This is a genomic window from uncultured Granulicatella sp. (assembly GCF_963528315.1).
GTDB lineage: Bacteria > Bacillota > Bacilli > Lactobacillales > Aerococcaceae > Granulicatella.
On sequence record NZ_CAURVV010000007.1, the window covers coordinates 20,066 to 36,008 of the forward strand.

The 15,943-nt window shown below is 34.3% G+C and carries 17 protein-coding genes; 16 read left to right on the forward strand and 1 reads right to left on the reverse strand.

Annotation, left to right across the window (positions count from 1 at the left end):
- Positions 1-51 precede the first annotated feature (51 nt).
- The 13 genes from RYK07_RS02920 to anmK all read left to right on the forward strand — a co-directional run bounded on the left by RYK07_RS02920 (position 52) and on the right by anmK (position 11,159).
- Entirely contained in the window at positions 52-543 is a 492-nt protein-coding gene (locus tag RYK07_RS02920) for a methylated-DNA--[protein]-cysteine S-methyltransferase (RefSeq protein ID WP_314852347.1), read from the forward strand.
- Entirely contained in the window at positions 544-1,488 is a 945-nt protein-coding gene (locus RYK07_RS02925; RefSeq protein WP_314852348.1) for an aromatic acid exporter family protein, read from the forward strand.
- Between the two features lie 162 nt (positions 1,489-1,650).
- Positions 1,651-2,076, forward strand: coding sequence for a 50S ribosomal protein L11 (gene rplK / locus RYK07_RS02930; RefSeq protein ID WP_005607816.1), 426 nt, complete (start codon positions 1,651-1,653; stop codon positions 2,074-2,076).
- A gap of 100 nt (positions 2,077-2,176) precedes the next feature.
- The gene (gene rplA, locus RYK07_RS02935) at positions 2,177-2,866 is read left to right on the forward strand and encodes a 50S ribosomal protein L1 (protein ID WP_314255808.1); all 690 of its coding nucleotides are present in this window, start codon (positions 2,177-2,179) and stop codon (positions 2,864-2,866) included.
- Between the two features lie 353 nt (positions 2,867-3,219).
- Complete coding sequence (gene murQ, locus RYK07_RS02940; protein ID WP_314852349.1) at positions 3,220-4,131, forward strand: N-acetylmuramic acid 6-phosphate etherase; 912 nt, start codon at positions 3,220-3,222, stop codon at positions 4,129-4,131.
- Positions 4,131-4,457, forward strand: a complete 327-nt coding sequence (locus RYK07_RS02945) for a PTS lactose/cellobiose transporter subunit IIA (RefSeq protein ID WP_314852350.1) — start codon at positions 4,131-4,133, stop codon at positions 4,455-4,457. The genes murQ and RYK07_RS02945 overlap by 1 nt, the downstream gene beginning before the upstream one ends.
- Positions 4,458-4,465: 8 nt before the next feature.
- Positions 4,466-4,828, forward strand: coding sequence for a hypothetical protein (locus RYK07_RS02950; protein WP_314852351.1), 363 nt, complete (start codon positions 4,466-4,468; stop codon positions 4,826-4,828).
- An 18-nt stretch (positions 4,829-4,846) separates the two neighbouring features.
- Positions 4,847-5,158, forward strand: a complete 312-nt coding sequence (locus RYK07_RS02955) for a PTS sugar transporter subunit IIB (RefSeq protein WP_314852352.1) — start codon at positions 4,847-4,849, stop codon at positions 5,156-5,158.
- Positions 5,159-5,174: 16 nt separating this feature from the next.
- Positions 5,175-6,512 (forward strand): PTS transporter subunit EIIC, encoded by a 1,338-nt coding sequence (locus RYK07_RS02960; RefSeq protein WP_314852353.1) that lies wholly within the window; start codon positions 5,175-5,177, stop codon positions 6,510-6,512.
- 66 nt (positions 6,513-6,578) lie between these two features.
- The gene (locus RYK07_RS02965; RefSeq protein WP_314852354.1) at positions 6,579-7,667 is read left to right on the forward strand and encodes a MupG family TIM beta-alpha barrel fold protein; all 1,089 of its coding nucleotides are present in this window, start codon (positions 6,579-6,581) and stop codon (positions 7,665-7,667) included.
- 19 nt (positions 7,668-7,686) lie between these two features.
- Complete coding sequence (locus RYK07_RS02970; protein ID WP_314852355.1) at positions 7,687-9,120, forward strand: glycoside hydrolase family 1 protein; 1,434 nt, start codon at positions 7,687-7,689, stop codon at positions 9,118-9,120.
- 51 nt (positions 9,121-9,171) lie between these two features.
- Positions 9,172-10,017, forward strand: a complete 846-nt coding sequence (locus tag RYK07_RS02975) for a MurR/RpiR family transcriptional regulator (RefSeq protein WP_314450054.1) — start codon at positions 9,172-9,174, stop codon at positions 10,015-10,017.
- Positions 10,017-11,159 carry an anhydro-N-acetylmuramic acid kinase AnmK gene (gene anmK, locus RYK07_RS02980; RefSeq protein ID WP_314450056.1) on the forward strand — a complete coding sequence of 381 codons (1,143 nt, stop codon included), beginning with the start codon at positions 10,017-10,019 and terminating at the stop codon, positions 11,157-11,159. The genes RYK07_RS02975 and anmK overlap by 1 nt, the downstream gene beginning before the upstream one ends.
- A 43-nt stretch (positions 11,160-11,202) precedes the next feature.
- Here the strand turns inward: anmK and RYK07_RS02985 are convergent, their stop codons facing one another.
- Entirely contained in the window at positions 11,203-12,054 is an 852-nt protein-coding gene (locus tag RYK07_RS02985) for a BadF/BadG/BcrA/BcrD ATPase family protein (protein ID WP_314450058.1), read from the reverse strand.
- Between the two features lie 182 nt (positions 12,055-12,236).
- On the opposite strand from RYK07_RS02985, the gene RYK07_RS02990 reads away from it, so the two are divergent.
- The 3 genes from RYK07_RS02990 to RYK07_RS03000 all read left to right on the forward strand — a co-directional run bounded on the left by RYK07_RS02990 (position 12,237) and on the right by RYK07_RS03000 (position 15,931).
- Positions 12,237-13,685 (forward strand): amidase, encoded by a 1,449-nt coding sequence (locus RYK07_RS02990; RefSeq protein WP_314852356.1) that lies wholly within the window; start codon positions 12,237-12,239, stop codon positions 13,683-13,685.
- 79 nt (positions 13,686-13,764) lie between these two features.
- The gene (locus tag RYK07_RS02995) at positions 13,765-14,973 is read left to right on the forward strand and encodes an NADH-dependent flavin oxidoreductase (RefSeq protein ID WP_314852357.1); all 1,209 of its coding nucleotides are present in this window, start codon (positions 13,765-13,767) and stop codon (positions 14,971-14,973) included.
- A complete protein-coding gene (locus RYK07_RS03000; protein WP_314852359.1) occupies positions 14,963-15,931 on the forward strand; it encodes an MsnO8 family LLM class oxidoreductase in 969 nt (322 codons plus the stop codon). The genes RYK07_RS02995 and RYK07_RS03000 overlap by 11 nt, the downstream gene beginning before the upstream one ends.
- Positions 15,932-15,943: the final 12 nt, after the last annotated feature.

A 15,943-nucleotide genomic window follows, 5' to 3' on the forward strand; every position in this document is an offset into this window, starting at 1 on the left:
GTAAGTAAATGGAGTATACTAATTTTATTCTGAGAGATGGGAGGTTGAGAAGTGTTTGAAAGTAGATTGCATTCGCCTCTAGGAGAAGTTCGTTTAAGAAGTGACGGCGAGTCTTTAACAGGATTATGGTTTGTAGGGCAAGTCAATGATGCTAAGGAAATTAGTAATCTTGAGATAAAAAATGATTTGCCGATTTTTAGGCAAGTTGAAAGTTGGTTAGAAAGTTATTTTTCTGGAAAACAAACTTCGATAACGATTCCGTTACAGCCAAAAGGTACAAGCTTTCAGCAAAGAGTTTGGCAAATATTGCAAGAAATTCCTTATGGCGAAACGATGACTTATGGAGAAATTGCGCATAGAATCGCAAAAGAAAAAGGAGTCGAAACTTTTTCTGCTCAAGCAGTTGGACAAGCCGTTGGAAAAAATCCAATTAGCATTCTCATTCCCTGCCATCGAGTACTAGGGAAAAATGGAGCATTAACTGGATATGCGGGTGGAGTTCATAGAAAAGAAAAATTGTTACAGTTAGAAAGGGGAAAATAAATGGTATTAAAAGGAATTAAAATGGTATTAGCGGCATTTGGAGCTTTAGTAGTTGCGCAAGCAATAGGATTATCTTCTGCTTCCGTTGCTTCTATTATTGCGATATTGAGTGTAGTAGATACAAGAAAGTCTTCGATTGTAATAGCTTGGAAAAGAATTATTTCTATGTCCTTAGCTTTAACAATAGCAGTGTGCGTATTTTTGCTACTCGGACATTCGACCGTTAGTTTTGGAGTGTACTTATTAATTTTCATTCCATTAGCGTTCTTGTTTAAAGTAGAAGTAGGAATTGCCCCAAGTTCGGTATTAGCCATTCATGTTTGGTTAAGTAAGGAGATTACTCCAAGTTTATTACTTAATGAAGCATTAATTTTATTTATCGGAGCTGGAGTAGCGATTTTAGTAAACTGGTATATGCCGAGTTACCAACAAGAGATTGAAAAGAAACGAGAAGAAATTGAAGCAAAACTTCGTGAGATTTTGTGCTTAATGGCTTCATTTTTAAGAGAAGGCAACGGTACTAATGATGCAAAATTAATTTCAGAAGCGAAAGCAACCTTAACAGAAGCGCAAAAATTATTATATATCGAGAGTGAAAATCAATTATTTAGTCAATTTAATAAAGACTTGTGCTATTTTGAAATGCGTGCAGAACAATTACAATTATTGGAAGTTATGGCAAAAAATTTAAATGATTTCCATTGTCCTGCTAGAGAAGCTGATTTATTAGCAGAAATGTTTCATTCAACAGGAGAACAATTACATCTAACGAATACAGGTGTCTCTTTAATGGATGAGATTCAAGATTATATTGATGAATTTAGAAACTTAGACTTACCAAAAACGAGAGATGAATTTGAATACCGTGCAACATTATTCCAGTTGTTAAGGGATTTACAACGTTTTATTGATCTAAAAGTTTGTTATTTTAGAGATCATAAATAATCGTAAAAAAATATATCGAAAAAGTTACAAAATATCTTGCATTTCAAAAGAGTGCTTGCTATAATATCAAAGTGCATTTGTATGCACTGGAACAAAACGTGGGAGGAGAAATCTTCATCTCCATTTAAACCACGCGCGAAACAATCAAGGAGGTAATGTCTCGTGGCTAAAAAAGTTGTAAAACTAGTTAAATTACAAATTCCTGCAGGTAAAGCTACACCAGCTCCACCAGTAGGTCCAGCTTTAGGTCAAGCACAAGTTAACATCATGGGCTTCTGTAAAGAGTTCAACGCTCGTACAGCAGATCAAGCTGGTTTAATCATTCCGGTAGTGATTTCAGTATATGAAGACCGTTCATTCGACTTCATCTGTAAAACACCACCAGCAGCAGTATTATTAAAGAAAGCTGCTAAAGTTGAAAAAGGTTCAGGCGAACCAAACAAGAAAAAAGTTGCTACTGTAACTCGTGATCAAGTTAGAGAAATTGCTGAATTAAAAGCACCTGACTTAAATGCAGCAGATGTTGAAGCTGCAATGCGCATGGTCGAAGGTACAGCCCGTTCAATGGGATTTGTAGTAGAAGGCTAACAAACATGCAGCTTCCAAAAGTCCCTAACACGAGTGTTTCACTCATGGACTTTGTGGGAGGTAGAACCGTTAAAACCACACAATAGGAGGAAATTATACAATGGCAAAGAAAAGCAAAAAATATTTAGAAGCCGCTAAAAAAATCGATTCTTCAAAAGCTTACTCAGTTCAAGAAGCAATCGCATTAGCAAAAGAAACAGACTTCGCTAAATTTGATGCATCTGTAGAAGTTGCATATCGTTTAGGATTAGATCCAAAGAAAGCTGACCAACAATTACGTGGAGCAGTAGTTCTTCCAAACGGAACTGGTAAAACGCAACGTGTATTAGTATTCGCAAAAGGTGAAAAAGCTAAAGAAGCTGAAGCAGCTGGCGCAGACTACGTTGGTGATAGCGAATTAGCTCAAAAAATCCAAGGTGGATGGTTTGAGTTTGACGTTATCGTAGCTACACCTGACATGATGGGTGAAGTTGGTCGTTTAGGTCGTGTATTAGGACCTAAAGGTTTAATGCCAAACCCTAAAACAGGTACTGTTACAATGGACGTAACTAAAGCTGTTGAAGAAATCAAAGCTGGTAAAGTAACTTACCGTGTTGACAAAGCTGGTAACATCCACGTTCCAATCGGTAAAGTTTCATTCGAAAACGAAAAATTAGTAGAAAACTTTAAAACAATTCACGAAACATTATTACGTATCAAACCTGCTACAGTTAAAGGTCAATACGTACGTAACGTTTCTGTAACTACTACTTTTGGCCCTGGGGTTAAAGTAGACGTAGCTTCTCTATAATTTTAACAATAAGAAAAGAGTCGAGTTGTCTCGGCTCTTTTTTCTTTATAGAAAGGACTTCTTGAAATAGTAGCTGAAGACGGCAGCAGCCTCGCAAGGCGAGTCTCATGCCTAAAATTCGAGCCTAGGGTCTCGAATTTTCCAGCACTAGAATCTGAAAAACCAGATTCTAGTACTGCAGCTACTATGGGAAGTCCTTTCTATTTTTTTGATTTAAGGGGAGAACATAATAATTGCAGAAGGGAAAAAATCATAATAACGAAATTATGTTTTAAAAAAGTCTTATATTTTATAAAAAACTATTTCAATGTTAGCGCTTTTATGTTAAAATAAATTTACAAGGAGGTGGGATAATGACAGAAATAACTAGATTAGATACTGAGAAAAATAATGAACGTACTACTGATATAGACATTTTATCTACAGAGGGCATTCTTCAAAAAATTAATGCGGAAGACCAGAGTGTAGCAAAAGTGGTTGAAAAATGTATACCTCAAATTTCAAATTTAGTAGATAAAATAGTAGAGCGGATTCGGATTGGTGGACGTTTGTTTTATATTGGTGCAGGTACTTCTGGACGACTTGGTATTTTAGACGCTGCAGAATGTCCCCCTACATATGGCGTAGATAATAACTTAGTAATTGGTGTTATAGCAGGTGGTAATGATGCGATGTTTGTTGCACAAGAAGGCGCAGAGGATTCAATGGACTTGCCTGTAATTGATTTATCTTCATATCATTTTTGTGAAAAGGACGTATTAATAGGATTAGCAGCAAGTGGTAGGACGCCTTATGTAATTGGAGGTCTAAAATTTGGACAACAAGTAGGAGCTTTAACTGCAGCTATTTCATGTGTTACAAATGCAGAAATTTCAAAATATGCAGAGTACTCAATTGAAGCTGTAACAGGAGCTGAAGCTATCATGGGATCTACTAGAATGAAAGCAGGAACTGCTCAAAAATTAATTTTGAATATGATTTCTACTAGTGTAATGATAAAACTTGGAAAAGTATATAAAAATTATATGGTAGATTTAAAACCAACTAATCAAAAGTTGGTGATAAGATCAAAAAATATGATTAGAACCCTTACAGGAGTTTCCCAAGAAAAGGCAGATTTACTGTATGAAGAAAGTGGACATAATGTGAAAAAAGCACTAATCATGGAAATTATGAATGTAGATAGAAATTCCGCTGAGGATGCTTTAGAAAGAGGTAATGGGCATATTAAGCGTGCTATTCAGATTTTAGGAGGTGAAATTTGATGCAGGATATGGAATTGATTGTTTTTGAGATTATTAGTAATGGTGGGAATGCAAAAGCATTAGTCTATGAAGCGATTGAGGCTTCTGAAAATGGAAAATTTACGGAAGCGAGAGAGCTTCTAAATGAGGCGGATACTTTTTTAAATAAAGCTCATCAAGTACAAACAGATTTAATTCAAAAAGAAGCGGCTGGAGAAAGAAATGAAGTTACAGTTCTATTTGTTCATGCGCAAGATCATTTGATGACTTCAATTGAAGTTAGAACATTAGCGGAAAATATCATTCGAATGAATGAGAGACTATGGAAGTTGGAGAATAGAGAGTAGGAATAACAATGGCTAGATTTAGAAAATGGACTGTAAAAAATATGGAACAGAATAAAAAATACAAAACCTCTTTGGGGATTACTGATTATGATATTCCTATGTTTGGTTATAAAAGTATTACCTTAATTTTTGTTTCAATTATCCTATCAATGTTTTTGATTCCAGCTTTTTGCAATTTAATTCATATTGATTTTAAATGGCCATTTATTATTGTGGGTAGCCTTATTGCGGGATTTACAGTATCTTTTTCTCAGTTTTTTATAAATTCTAAAATAGGTATCACAAAATCATTTTGGTTGATAGGTTTAATTTGGTCCGTCCTTATTGGGATTATCTATTACTTTATTGTTATGACCGGAGTAATTTTATAAAGAAGTGGAGGTGAAATTATGAAAATATTATTAGTTTGTTCAGGAGGCATGTCAAGTGCTATAGTTGCCAAAGCATTACATGATGCTGGTGTAAAAGAAGGTTTGGAATTAGTTGTAGATGAATGTGGTACACAAGCTTTTGCTGAAAAAGTAAAAGAAGACTATAACATTTCACTTGTAGCACCGCAAATTAGACATCGCTATGATGTATTGAAAGCTAGTGCAGATGAAGCAGGAGTTCCTTGTTTGTTAATAAAACCTCAAGGCTACACTCCTCTAGGAGGACCAAAATTACTTCAACAAATTAAAGAAGAATTGGAAATAAAATAGGAAAGTGGGGATATTTATGTTTGATAAAATAACAGAGTTTATGGATACAAAGCTATCGACACCGATGGCAAAATTAGCCGAGCAGCGTCATTTAAGAGCAGTTCGTGATGGTATTATTGCAACATTACCAATTATTATTGTTGCTTCTATGTTTTTAGTAATCGCATTTTTACCAAATTCTTTACCAAAAGATTGGGGAATTACACAATTTATTCAAGCGAATCAAGCAAAAATTTTATTACCATATCGTGTTTCAATGTATATTATGACGCTATATGCAGTTTTTGGTATAGGTTTTTCTTTATCATCTTCATACGATTTAGATGGTTTATCAGGAGGGATTTTAGCTGAACTTGCTTATTTATTAACAATTGTTCCTAAAGTTGTCCCAGCAGCTTCTGCAGAACTAAAAACTTTAGCAGAAACTAGTGAGCCATTAAAAAATTATTTATCTTCATTACCTTCAGGTTTTGTTTTACCGATGGCGAATTTAGGTTCAGCAGGTATGTTTATTGGTATTTTATCAGCCTTTTTAGCAGTAGAAATTTATCGTTTTACTCAAAAGAGTGGATTCAAAATTTCAATGCCACCGCAAGTACCAGCTTCAGTTGCTAGATCTTTTGAATCGTTAACACCTACAGTTATTGTATTATTATTAGTTTCTACAGTTACGATGTTTATTGGTATTGATGTTCATAAAATTGTAGGGGGAATTGTTGCACCTTTAGTACAAGCAACAGATTCTATTTTTTCAGTAGTCATTATTATTTTCTTAACACAGTTCTTCTGGTCATTTGGTATTCATGGTTGGTCAATTGTAGGCTCTTTAGCAAGACCATTATGGTTAGTATTATTAGATGAAAATACAGCAGCTTTCGCTAGTGGAAATCCTATTCCGAATATTGCTGCAGAACCATTTTATCAATGGTTTGTAATGATTGGTGGATCAGGTGCTACTATTGGTTTAGCTATTTTATTAGTTTGGCGTTCAAAATCTGCTTATGGTAAATCTCTTGGTAAAACAGCTTTCATTCCAGCTGTTTGTAATATTAATGAACCATTAATTTTTGGTACACCTATTGTTTTAAATCCTCAATTAATTATTCCGTTTATTTTGGCTCCTCTAGTAAATAGTGTAGTTGCTTGGGTTGCAATGTCTACAGGTTTAGTAAGTCGAGTTGTTGCTAGTGCTCCGTGGACACTTCCTGGACCAATTGGTGCATTTTTAGCAACAGGAAGCGATTGGAGAGCGCTTGTATTAAATGTTGTATTAATTGTGCTATCAATTTTAATTTATTATCCATTCTTTGTAATGTATGACAACTCATTATTAGCTCAAGAACAAGAGCAATAAGAATGTATCTTTTAGCCCTGTTCATGTAGCAGGGCTTTTTACTATTATATTTTAAGGAGTAAGTGAATGAAAAGATTAGGACTATCGATTTATCCTGAGAAAAGTACTTTAGAAGAAATTAAAAGTTATCTTAAGGATGCTAGTGAATTAGGTTTTTCTAGAGTGTTTTCTTGTTTGTTATCTGTAAATAAACCAGCAAAAGAAATAAAAAAGGAATTTACTGAAATTAATACTTATGCACATGAGTTAAATTACGAAGTTATTGTGGATGTGTCTCCAAGAGTGTTCGGAGAATTAAATATATCTTATAAAGATTTATCTTTTTTTAAAGAAATTGGAGCGGATGGAATTCGCTTAGATGCGGGATTTTCGGGTTTAGAAGAATCTATTATGACGTATAATACTGAAGGTTTAATTGTTGAAATTAATATGAGTAATAATGTACATACAATAGATACAATAATGGATTATAGACCGAACAAGTACAAGTTATATGGATGTCATAATTTTTATCCGCATCGTTTTTCTGGATTGAATTTAGATTTTTATAAGGAATGTACACAAAGGTTTAATAAATATGGCTTAAATACCGCAGCGTTTGTGACTTCGCAAGGTAAAAGGGCTTTTGGTCCATGGCCAACAACAGAGGGGTTACCAACATTAGAAATTCATCGCAATTTACCATTAGATGTTCAAGTGAAACATCATATTGCAATGGAATTAGTAGATGATATTTTAATTTCTAATTGTTACCCAACTAAAGACGAATTAGAAAGTCTAAAAGGATTGGATTTGAATCTTGTAACATTTAATGTGGAACTAGTTAAAGATATTCCTGAAATTGAAAAGAAAATTGTTTTAGAAGAGTTTCATTTTAATAGAGGAGATCAAAATGATTATTTCATTCGTTCAACTCAAAGTAGGGTAAAATATAAAGGACATAATTTTCAAGTTTTTAATACTCCTAGTGTTATTAAGAGAGGAGATATTATTATTGAAAGTAGTGAATATGGACATTACGCAGGTGAATTACAAATTGCTTTGAAAGATATGGAAAATTCTGGAAAATCGAATGTAGTTGGTAAAGTTGTTGATGTTGAACATTTTATATTAGATGAACTTAAACCGTGGCAGAAATTTAAATTTAGATTATGATAAGTAGGTTGAAGATGTCATGAAAATATTATGGGGTGGAGCAACTGCTGCTAGTCAATATGAAGGTGGGTTTGAAGAAAAAAAAGGATTAGATACACAAGATTGTAGACCTTATTTGCCACGTACTTCTAATGCTACAGAGGAAACTAGATTATTGACAAAAGAAAAAATAGAAGAAGCTAAGAAAACGAATTCTAATCAATATTATCCGTTTAGAAATGGTACAAAAGGATATGAACATTTAGAAGAAGATATTGAATATTTAGAGGAATTAGGGCTAGATATCTATAGATTTTCAATAAGCTGGGCTCGATTGTTTCCGAATGGTATAGATGAGGCCCCTTCTCCTGAAGGAGTTGCTTATTATGATAAAGTATTTGAGTTATTAGTTAAAAAGAAAATAAAGATTTTTTTAACGTTGAATCATTATGCTTTACCTATAAATTTAGTGGAATGTTATGGTGGTTGGAAAGGGAGAGAATGTATCAAATATTTTCTTCGTTTTGTACACTTTGTTTTTGAAAGATGGGGAGAGTTGGTTGATTATTGGCTACCGTTTAATGAAATAAATGCAGGATATTTTAGTCCATTTAATGGAGTAGGTTTGTTAAAAGGAGAAGATGGGTATAATTTATCAGAAGTTTTTCAAGCTTTACATCATCAATTTGTAGCGAGTGCGAAAACGATTCGTTTAGCCAAACAAATGAAGTTAAAAGGGAAATTTGGCTCAATGATTGCTTGTTTTTGTTATTATCCTCTAACAAGTAATCCAGAAGATAATCTAAAATTATTATTTGAAGAACAAATGAATCAATGGTATTGTATGGATGTTTTATCAAAAGGAGAATATCCATATTATTCATCAAAGTTTTTTGAATCTAAGAATATTACATTAAATATTACGGATGAAGATAAAAAAGTATTAAAAGAAAATACTTGTGATTTTGTTTCTATATCGTTTTATACTTCGTCTGTCATTACTGTTGATGAAGCGGAAAAAACAGCAGGAAATTTAGTGGTATCTACAAAGAATCCATATTTAAAAGCTAGTGAATGGGGATGGCAAATAGATCCAGTTGGATTAAGAACGTCATTGCATCGAGTATATGAAAGATATGGAAAACCTGTTATAGTATCAGAAAATGGATTAGGTGCAAGAGATGTATTAACAGAAGAGTATAAGATTCATGATTCTTATCGAATTGATTATATGAAAGCCTACTATGAACAAGCACAATTAGCCTTGTTAGATGGAGTTCCTCTCGAAGCTTTTATCGCTTGGGGAATTATCGATATTGTTTCTGCAGGTAGTTGTGAGATGGATAAACGTTATGGCGTAATCTATGTAGATGCAGATAATTATGGTAACGGTAGTTATAAAAGATATAAAAAAGATAGTTTTTATTGGTACAAGGAATTTATTCAAAGGCATAAAGCTGGGGGAATCAATTAAATGAGAAGATATTTTAGAATAGAGTAATCAGATATAAAGAGAGAATGTAGAATGAGTGTATTATATAAAATTAAAAGTTCAATAAATGCTTTTACAGATACAGAATATGTGATAGCAGATTTTATTTTAAAAAACAGACAATTAGTATTGGATTCTAATGCAAAAGAGTTAGGAGATGTTACAAAGACTTCTGCATCTGCTTGGGTTAGATTTGCTAAAAAAATGGGGTATAAAGGGTTGCCTGCATTTAAAGTAGAGTTGGCTAAAGAAACTGAAGTAGCTATTGTTGAAGATGAAATTGAAACTTTTTTAAATCCTAATGATTCTTTACAACTATTATTGAAAAAAACTGAAAACATGGTAACTCAAAATATAAAAGAGACTTTTAATTTGATAGATTATCATGAATTAGAAAAAGCGATAGAAGCAATTAATAACGCTAAAACAATTTATTTATTAGGTGTTGGGGGTAGTAGTGTTGTTTGTTTGGATTTTTATCATAAAATGACTAGAATCCATCAAAATGTTATATATGATAGAGATCTACATACATTAATGGCACGTATCGCCCAACTAGAAAAAGATGATGTGGTGATTGTTGTTAGTTATAGTGGAGAAACTGAATCAGTTAATACTGTCGTTAAGAATGCAAAGAAAATTGGTGCGAAAATTATAGGGGTAACCAAATTTAATTTAAAATCCACACTTTCGAATTTGTCAGACATTAAACTTTTTGTTCCTATTGAAGAAAAGGAAATTCGATTAGGTTCAATTACTTCTAGAAATAGTCTCTTGATTATTACGGACTTACTGTATTATGGTATTGCAAAAATTGATTTTAATTCCACAAAAGATTTGCTTGTTCGAACTCGTAATTTCATTAAGGGGGAATTATAGTGTTGGCAGTTGGGTTGATGTCTGGCACTTCGTTAGATGGTGTTGATGTAGTTCTTTGTGATATTACTGGTAAAGATGAAGATACTCAGGTGAAACAATTGAACTTTAAAACATATGAAATCCCTGAATATTTAAGAGATAAAATAAGAAAATGTTGTAGTAGAGAATTGGTTCCTGTAGAGTTAATTTGTTCCCTAAATTTTGAATTAGGGCAGTTATTTGCAGAAGCGGTAAAAAAATTATGTAAAGAATCTTCTGTGAATTTAGAGGACATAGCTTTTATAGCTAGTCATGGACAGACGATATTTCATATCCCAAAAGCATTTTCTGATTATATCCCAAGTACATTACAAATTGGAGAGGCTGCTATTATTGCTAATGAATGTAGATCTACAGTAATTTCAAATTTTAGAGTAATGGATATGGCTGTTGGGGGAGAAGGTGCTCCTCTAGTGCCTTATAGTGAGTATGTATTATATGCAGATGAAAGTCAGGCAGTTGCATTACAAAATATAGGTGGAATTGGAAATGTTACATTTCTTCCTAAAAAAGGAGATTTTTCTAAAGTAATTGCATTTGATACTGGACCAGGGAATATGATGATTGATGCTGCAGTGCAAAAGTTATATGGAGAAAAGTTTGATAAAAATGGTGAGTATGCAAGTAAGGGGAAATTAATATCTCCATTGGCTGAGGAGTTGAAAAAACATCCCTATTTTGCATTAGATATCCCTAAGACGACCGGAAGAGAGCTTTTTGGAGAGCATTACACATATGCGCTTTTAGAAAAATATAAAGATTATAATAAGAATGATATTATTTTTACACTAACATGGTTTACAGCTTATTCCATTGCTTTTCATTATAAAAAATATTTTATTCATAAGTATAATTTGGAAAAATGTATCATTGCTGGTGGAGGAGCTTATAATGAGTGCCTTATAAGTTTATTAAAAAGAGAATTGCCAGAAATGGAGATATTGGTTCAAGAAGATTTAGGGTATTCTTCAGAGGCGAAGGAAGCGATAGCTTTTGTAATGTTAGGTAATCAAACTTATCATATGAGACCTTCAAATGTACCTTCTGCAACAGGAGCAAGTAAAAGTGTGATTTTAGGGCAGATAACCTATCCAACTATATAAAACAAATAAACCTATTGTAGACCAACTGCAATAGGTTTATTTTTTAGAAGTAGAAGACACTCTCGTTTGCTGGGCGAGAAGGAATAATTGTTAAAGTCTTATTGTGTGATTCGATTTCATTCAAAATACTATTTAATACATGGGGATTGTTTTTAATAACACTACCTTCAAAAGCAACAGTAATATTATTTTCTTGATTACAAGATAATAAAGCTTTAGCAATATCTTTTCCTGCTTGTTGAGCGATAGACGCTAGAAAAATATTATTGCTGTAATCTAAGTATAAAGTTGCCAATTTTGCTACTTCTGTTTTAGGGCTGTTATATACCGTGTTTATAATCGATTGACGATTTGGGAAAATTTGTTGAATAGTAGGTAGTAAATCAAGAAAGTCTAGAGGACTTTCGTTATAATCTAAGAAGTTTACGTATGTTCTTAGAATTTGTTTTCCAATCCAATATCCACTTCCTTCATCACCAATTATGTGTCCCCAACCACCTTTTTGAATAAATTGTTCATTTTTTCTGCATAAAAGTGAAGAACCAGTTCCTGCTATAAAAAGATTACCATCTTTATTTTTAAAAGTAGCAATATGACTCATTTTTAAATCTGATTCAATTGAAAAGTTACACTGTATTTTTTCTTTGAATGCTGATGTTAGTTCTGGAATGAGTGTACTAGCTCCCGCCATCCCAATACTAATATGGCTAATATTTGAATAGTTTAATTTGTTTTTTAAAAGTAATTTTTCGATTACTTGATTAACATTGTTAACTGCTACATCAAAATTAACAATAGGATTTCCCATTTCTCCTTTAACGCTGTCAATAGCTTGTTTTTCTTTATATAAAATCCCAATTGTTTTTGTGCCTCCTGCATCAATTCCTATTTTCATGAAAAGACCTCCTTTTGGTTAATATCGTAAAGTAAAAACATAAGAAATTCAATGATAAGAATTACTTTCTTTTAAATTTTTATTAAATAAAGATATGCTAAATTCTCATGCATTCTCATTGCCAATAAAGAACGTGCGTGTATATAATGACAATGCGAAATAGTATGAAAGAAGGTGTGGAGATGTTTCGAGATGCGACGGGTATGGCGCAAGCGGTTCGGGATAAGCAAGTGAGTCCGTTGGAATTAGTGCTAGAAACAATTGAAAAAGCAGAACGATTGAATCCTAGTTTAAATGCGATTGTTTCAACACGTTATGAAGAAGCGATAGAAGAAGCGAAGAAGTTACAAGTGAGTAATCAACCTTTTGCGGGAATTCCTTTGTTTTTAAAAGACTTAGGGCAAGAGAAAAAAGGAACGCCTTGTACTTATGGGTCTCGTTTATTTAAAGATTATATTTGTCAGGAGACAAGTCATTTTGTAAAGCGTCTAGAAGAATTGGGGTTTATTATATTAGGAAGAACGAATACGCCTGAGTTTGGGTATAAAATGGTGAGTGATGCTCAGTTACATGGGCCTGTTCGTCATTTTTTAGATGAAACCGTAAATGCAGGGGGCTCTAGTGGAGGTGCTGCTGCGATTGTTGCTGCAGGGATTTCTCCTTTAGCTGCTGCAAGTGATGGGGGAGGTTCGATTCGTGTGCCTGCTAGTCATAATGGGTTGATTGGGTTGAAGCCGACTCGTGGGCGTGTTCCGGTGGGACCCGGTTCTTATCGTGGGTGGAATGGAGCGACTGTTCAATTTGGTTTGACGAAGACGGTGAGAGATACTCGGAATTTGTTGTGGCATTTGCAAACGTGTCAATTAGAAAGTCCATTTCCATTCCCTTTATTGCAAAAAGAACATTTATTTTCTCCTAAATTCAATCGTCCGTTGAAAGTGGGGATGTTATTAAAGCATCCAATTGGTGGAAAAGTTTCTAGTGAAGTGGAACAAGTTGTTCGTCAAATGGTGCAGAAGTTTACATTAGACGGACATGAAGTGAGTGAAATAACAGAAGATCCGATTAATGGAGTTGAACTTCAAAAAGGATTTTATCTCATTAGTGGGGCGGAGACTGTTGTGATGTTTCAAAGGATGGAGAAACAATTGCAACGTCCAATGTCTCGATCCGATATGGAATTGATGACATGGGTGATGTATCAAAGTGGCTTAATGGTGACAGGGGCTGATTATGCACGAGTTGCGGGTGATTGGGATCGTTATGCGGAAGCGATGATGCGACTTCATGATACGTATGATGTGTTATTATTGCCTACGGTTGCTCATACTGCACCGAAACAAGATGCGTATTCTCTGGATCCTGACTTAATCAAGAAGATGGAACATATTCATGAGTTATCGCACGATGAACGTCAAGATGTTGTATGGAAGATGTTTGAGTCGAGTGTGGAAGATACTCCGTTTACACAGCGTATGAATATTACAGGTCAACCAGCGATTAGTCTTCCTGTTGGTTGTTCAAGTGAAGGGATGCCGATTGGAGTACAATTGGTGGCTGCAAAAGGTAGAGAAGATTTATTGCTAGCAATTGCTGAACAGTGGGAACAAGATGAGTTGTGGAAGATTTGATAAAGTTGAAAAAATTTCCAGTATAAAGTCAGAAAAGTGTTACAATAGAAATATGTGTGGTTAAGGAAGGTGTTAAAAATTGAAGACAATAGACGCATTGTTTGAACCTTTTACATTGAAGGGAAACATTGTATTAGACAATCGTTTTGTATTATCACCAATGGTGACCAATTCTTCGACAGAAGAAGGGCATATTACACAAGATGATTTGTTATATGCAAAGAGACGTGCAGGTTCTGCTGCTTTACAAATTACAGGGGCAGCATATGTCAATAAACAAGGGCAGTTATTTGAATTTGGATTTAGTGCGATGGATGAGTCGGCTATTCCAGGGTTGAAAAAATTAGCTCAGGAAATGAAATCTCAAGGAGCAACGGCTATTTTACAATTAACCCATGCAGGACGGTTTGCTAGTCATGCGTTAAATCGAGATAAAACGGTTGTAGGTCCTAGTGCAATGATATTACAATCGCCATTTCCGCATGAAGTGCATGAGATGACAATTGAAGAAATTCATCAAGTAATTGAAGATTATCGTCGTGCAACGAAGATTGCGATTGAAGCAGGTTTTGATGGAGTAGAAATTTCTTCTGCTCAACGATTATTAATTCAAACATTCTTCTCTACTTTTTCAAATGAGAGAACAGATGAATATGGATCACAATCGTTAGAAAATCGTTCTCGTATTGGAATTGAAGTGTTGAAAGTGGTGCAAGAAACGATTCAACAATATGCTGGAGAACAGTTTATATTAGGATTTAGAGCGACTCCGGAAGAAACTAGAGGGAATCAGATTGGCTATAGTATTGATGAGTTTTTAGAATTTTTCCATCAAGCTCTAACTATTGCTTCGATTGATTATTTAGCGATTGCCAGTTGGGGACATGATGTATTTCGAAATAAAATTCGAGCAAAAGGTCCTCATCAAGGCGAATTAGTGAATGCAGTGATTTATAAAGCGTTAAAAGGAAAAGTAGCAGTCATTGCTTCTGGGGGTATTAATAGTCAAGAAAAAGCGTTAGAAGCGTTAGAACATGCCGACCTTGTTGGGTTATCGACTCCATTTATTACAGACCCTGAATTTGCACGGAAAATTAAAGAAGGTAAATCGGAAGACATTCAATTGTCGATTAAACCGGAGAATTTAGAAGAATTAGCGATTCCTCAAGCTGCGTTTAAAGATATTGTGCCATTAATGGATTTTGGAGAGTCGCTTCATAAAGATGCTAGAGATTTCTTTAGAAGTTTAGAAGTGAACTATAAGGAGAGAGCTGTCGATGAAAATTAGTGTACTGGATTATGGCGTAGTTGATTTTGGAAAGACAAATGAAGAAGCCATTCAAGAAACAATTCAACTAGCTAAAATTGCAGAAGAATTAGGCTATGCACGTTTTTGGGTGGCAGAGCACCATGAAGTAAATGCTCTATCGATTAGTGCGCCTGAAGTAGTGATTCCAGCGATTGCTTCTCAAACAAAGAACATTCACGTTGGTTCAGGTGGCGTTATGGGCTTGCATTACGCTCCGTATAAGGTAGCTGAAGTGATGCGCTCATTAGCAGTGCTATTTCCAGGAAGAATCGATATTGGATTAGGAAATTCAATTGGAACAAAATCTGTTTCAACGGCTTTGAAAAGTCATTATACGAAACCACAGTTTGGTGAATGGATAGCTGATTTACAAGAAATGATTCGCTCTAATGCTGCGGTTCCTTATACAAAGAAAGTTCCAGAACAATTTTTATTAGGAATGGGTGGAGAATCTGTTCATATTGCTGCGAAAAATGGCTTAGGATTCGTTTATGGAATTTTCCCGTATATTCCACAAGAGCCTCTTGTATTAGCAAAAGAATTATCGACGGCTTACCGTAAAGAGTTTAAATCGGTCAATGGGACAGCATCTCGCTTTATTTTAGCGGTTTTTGTAGTCATTGCAGATACTGAAGAAAAAGCTGAAGAAATGGCTCAATCATTAGACTTATGGATGTTAGGGAAACAAGATTTTAGTGAATTTGAAACATTCCCAACTAAAAAAGATGTTGAAACAAGAAAAGTAACTCCAGCAGAAAGGAAAACAATCGAAGACAATCGTCAACGGTTAATTGTTGGAGATTCACGGGCAGTAAAAGAACAACTGGATGCGTTATGCCAGGTTTGTAATCCGGATGAATTATTAATGATTCCACTAGTTGGTGGATTTGAAAATCGTAAACGTGCGTTAGAATTACTAGCGCAGTTGTATCAGTAGAAAGGAAGAATA

Bases quoted from the DNA above. Each gene is read 5' to 3' on its own strand.
- RYK07_RS02925 (WP_314852348.1), top strand. From the start codon at position 544: ATGGTATTAAAAGGAATTAAAATGGTATTAGCGGCATTTGGAGCTTTA.
- rplA (WP_314255808.1), top strand. From the start codon at position 2,177: ATGGCAAAGAAAAGCAAAAAATATTTAGAAGCCGCTAAAAAAATCGAT.
- murQ (WP_314852349.1), top strand. From the start codon at position 3,220: ATGACAGAAATAACTAGATTAGATACTGAGAAAAATAATGAACGTACT.
- RYK07_RS02945 (WP_314852350.1), top strand. From the start codon at position 4,131: ATGCAGGATATGGAATTGATTGTTTTTGAGATTATTAGTAATGGTGGG.
- RYK07_RS02950 (WP_314852351.1), top strand. From the start codon at position 4,466: ATGGCTAGATTTAGAAAATGGACTGTAAAAAATATGGAACAGAATAAA.
- RYK07_RS02955 (WP_314852352.1), top strand. From the start codon at position 4,847: ATGAAAATATTATTAGTTTGTTCAGGAGGCATGTCAAGTGCTATAGTT.
- RYK07_RS02960 (WP_314852353.1), top strand. From the start codon at position 5,175: ATGTTTGATAAAATAACAGAGTTTATGGATACAAAGCTATCGACACCG.
- RYK07_RS02965 (WP_314852354.1), top strand. From the start codon at position 6,579: ATGAAAAGATTAGGACTATCGATTTATCCTGAGAAAAGTACTTTAGAA.
- RYK07_RS02970 (WP_314852355.1), top strand. From the start codon at position 7,687: ATGAAAATATTATGGGGTGGAGCAACTGCTGCTAGTCAATATGAAGGT.
- RYK07_RS02975 (WP_314450054.1), top strand. From the start codon at position 9,172: ATGAGTGTATTATATAAAATTAAAAGTTCAATAAATGCTTTTACAGAT.
- RYK07_RS02985 (WP_314450058.1), bottom strand. From the start codon at position 12,054: ATGAAAATAGGAATTGATGCAGGAGGCACAAAAACAATTGGGATTTTA.
- RYK07_RS02990 (WP_314852356.1), top strand. From the start codon at position 12,237: ATGTTTCGAGATGCGACGGGTATGGCGCAAGCGGTTCGGGATAAGCAA.
- RYK07_RS03000 (WP_314852359.1), top strand. From the start codon at position 14,963: ATGAAAATTAGTGTACTGGATTATGGCGTAGTTGATTTTGGAAAGACA.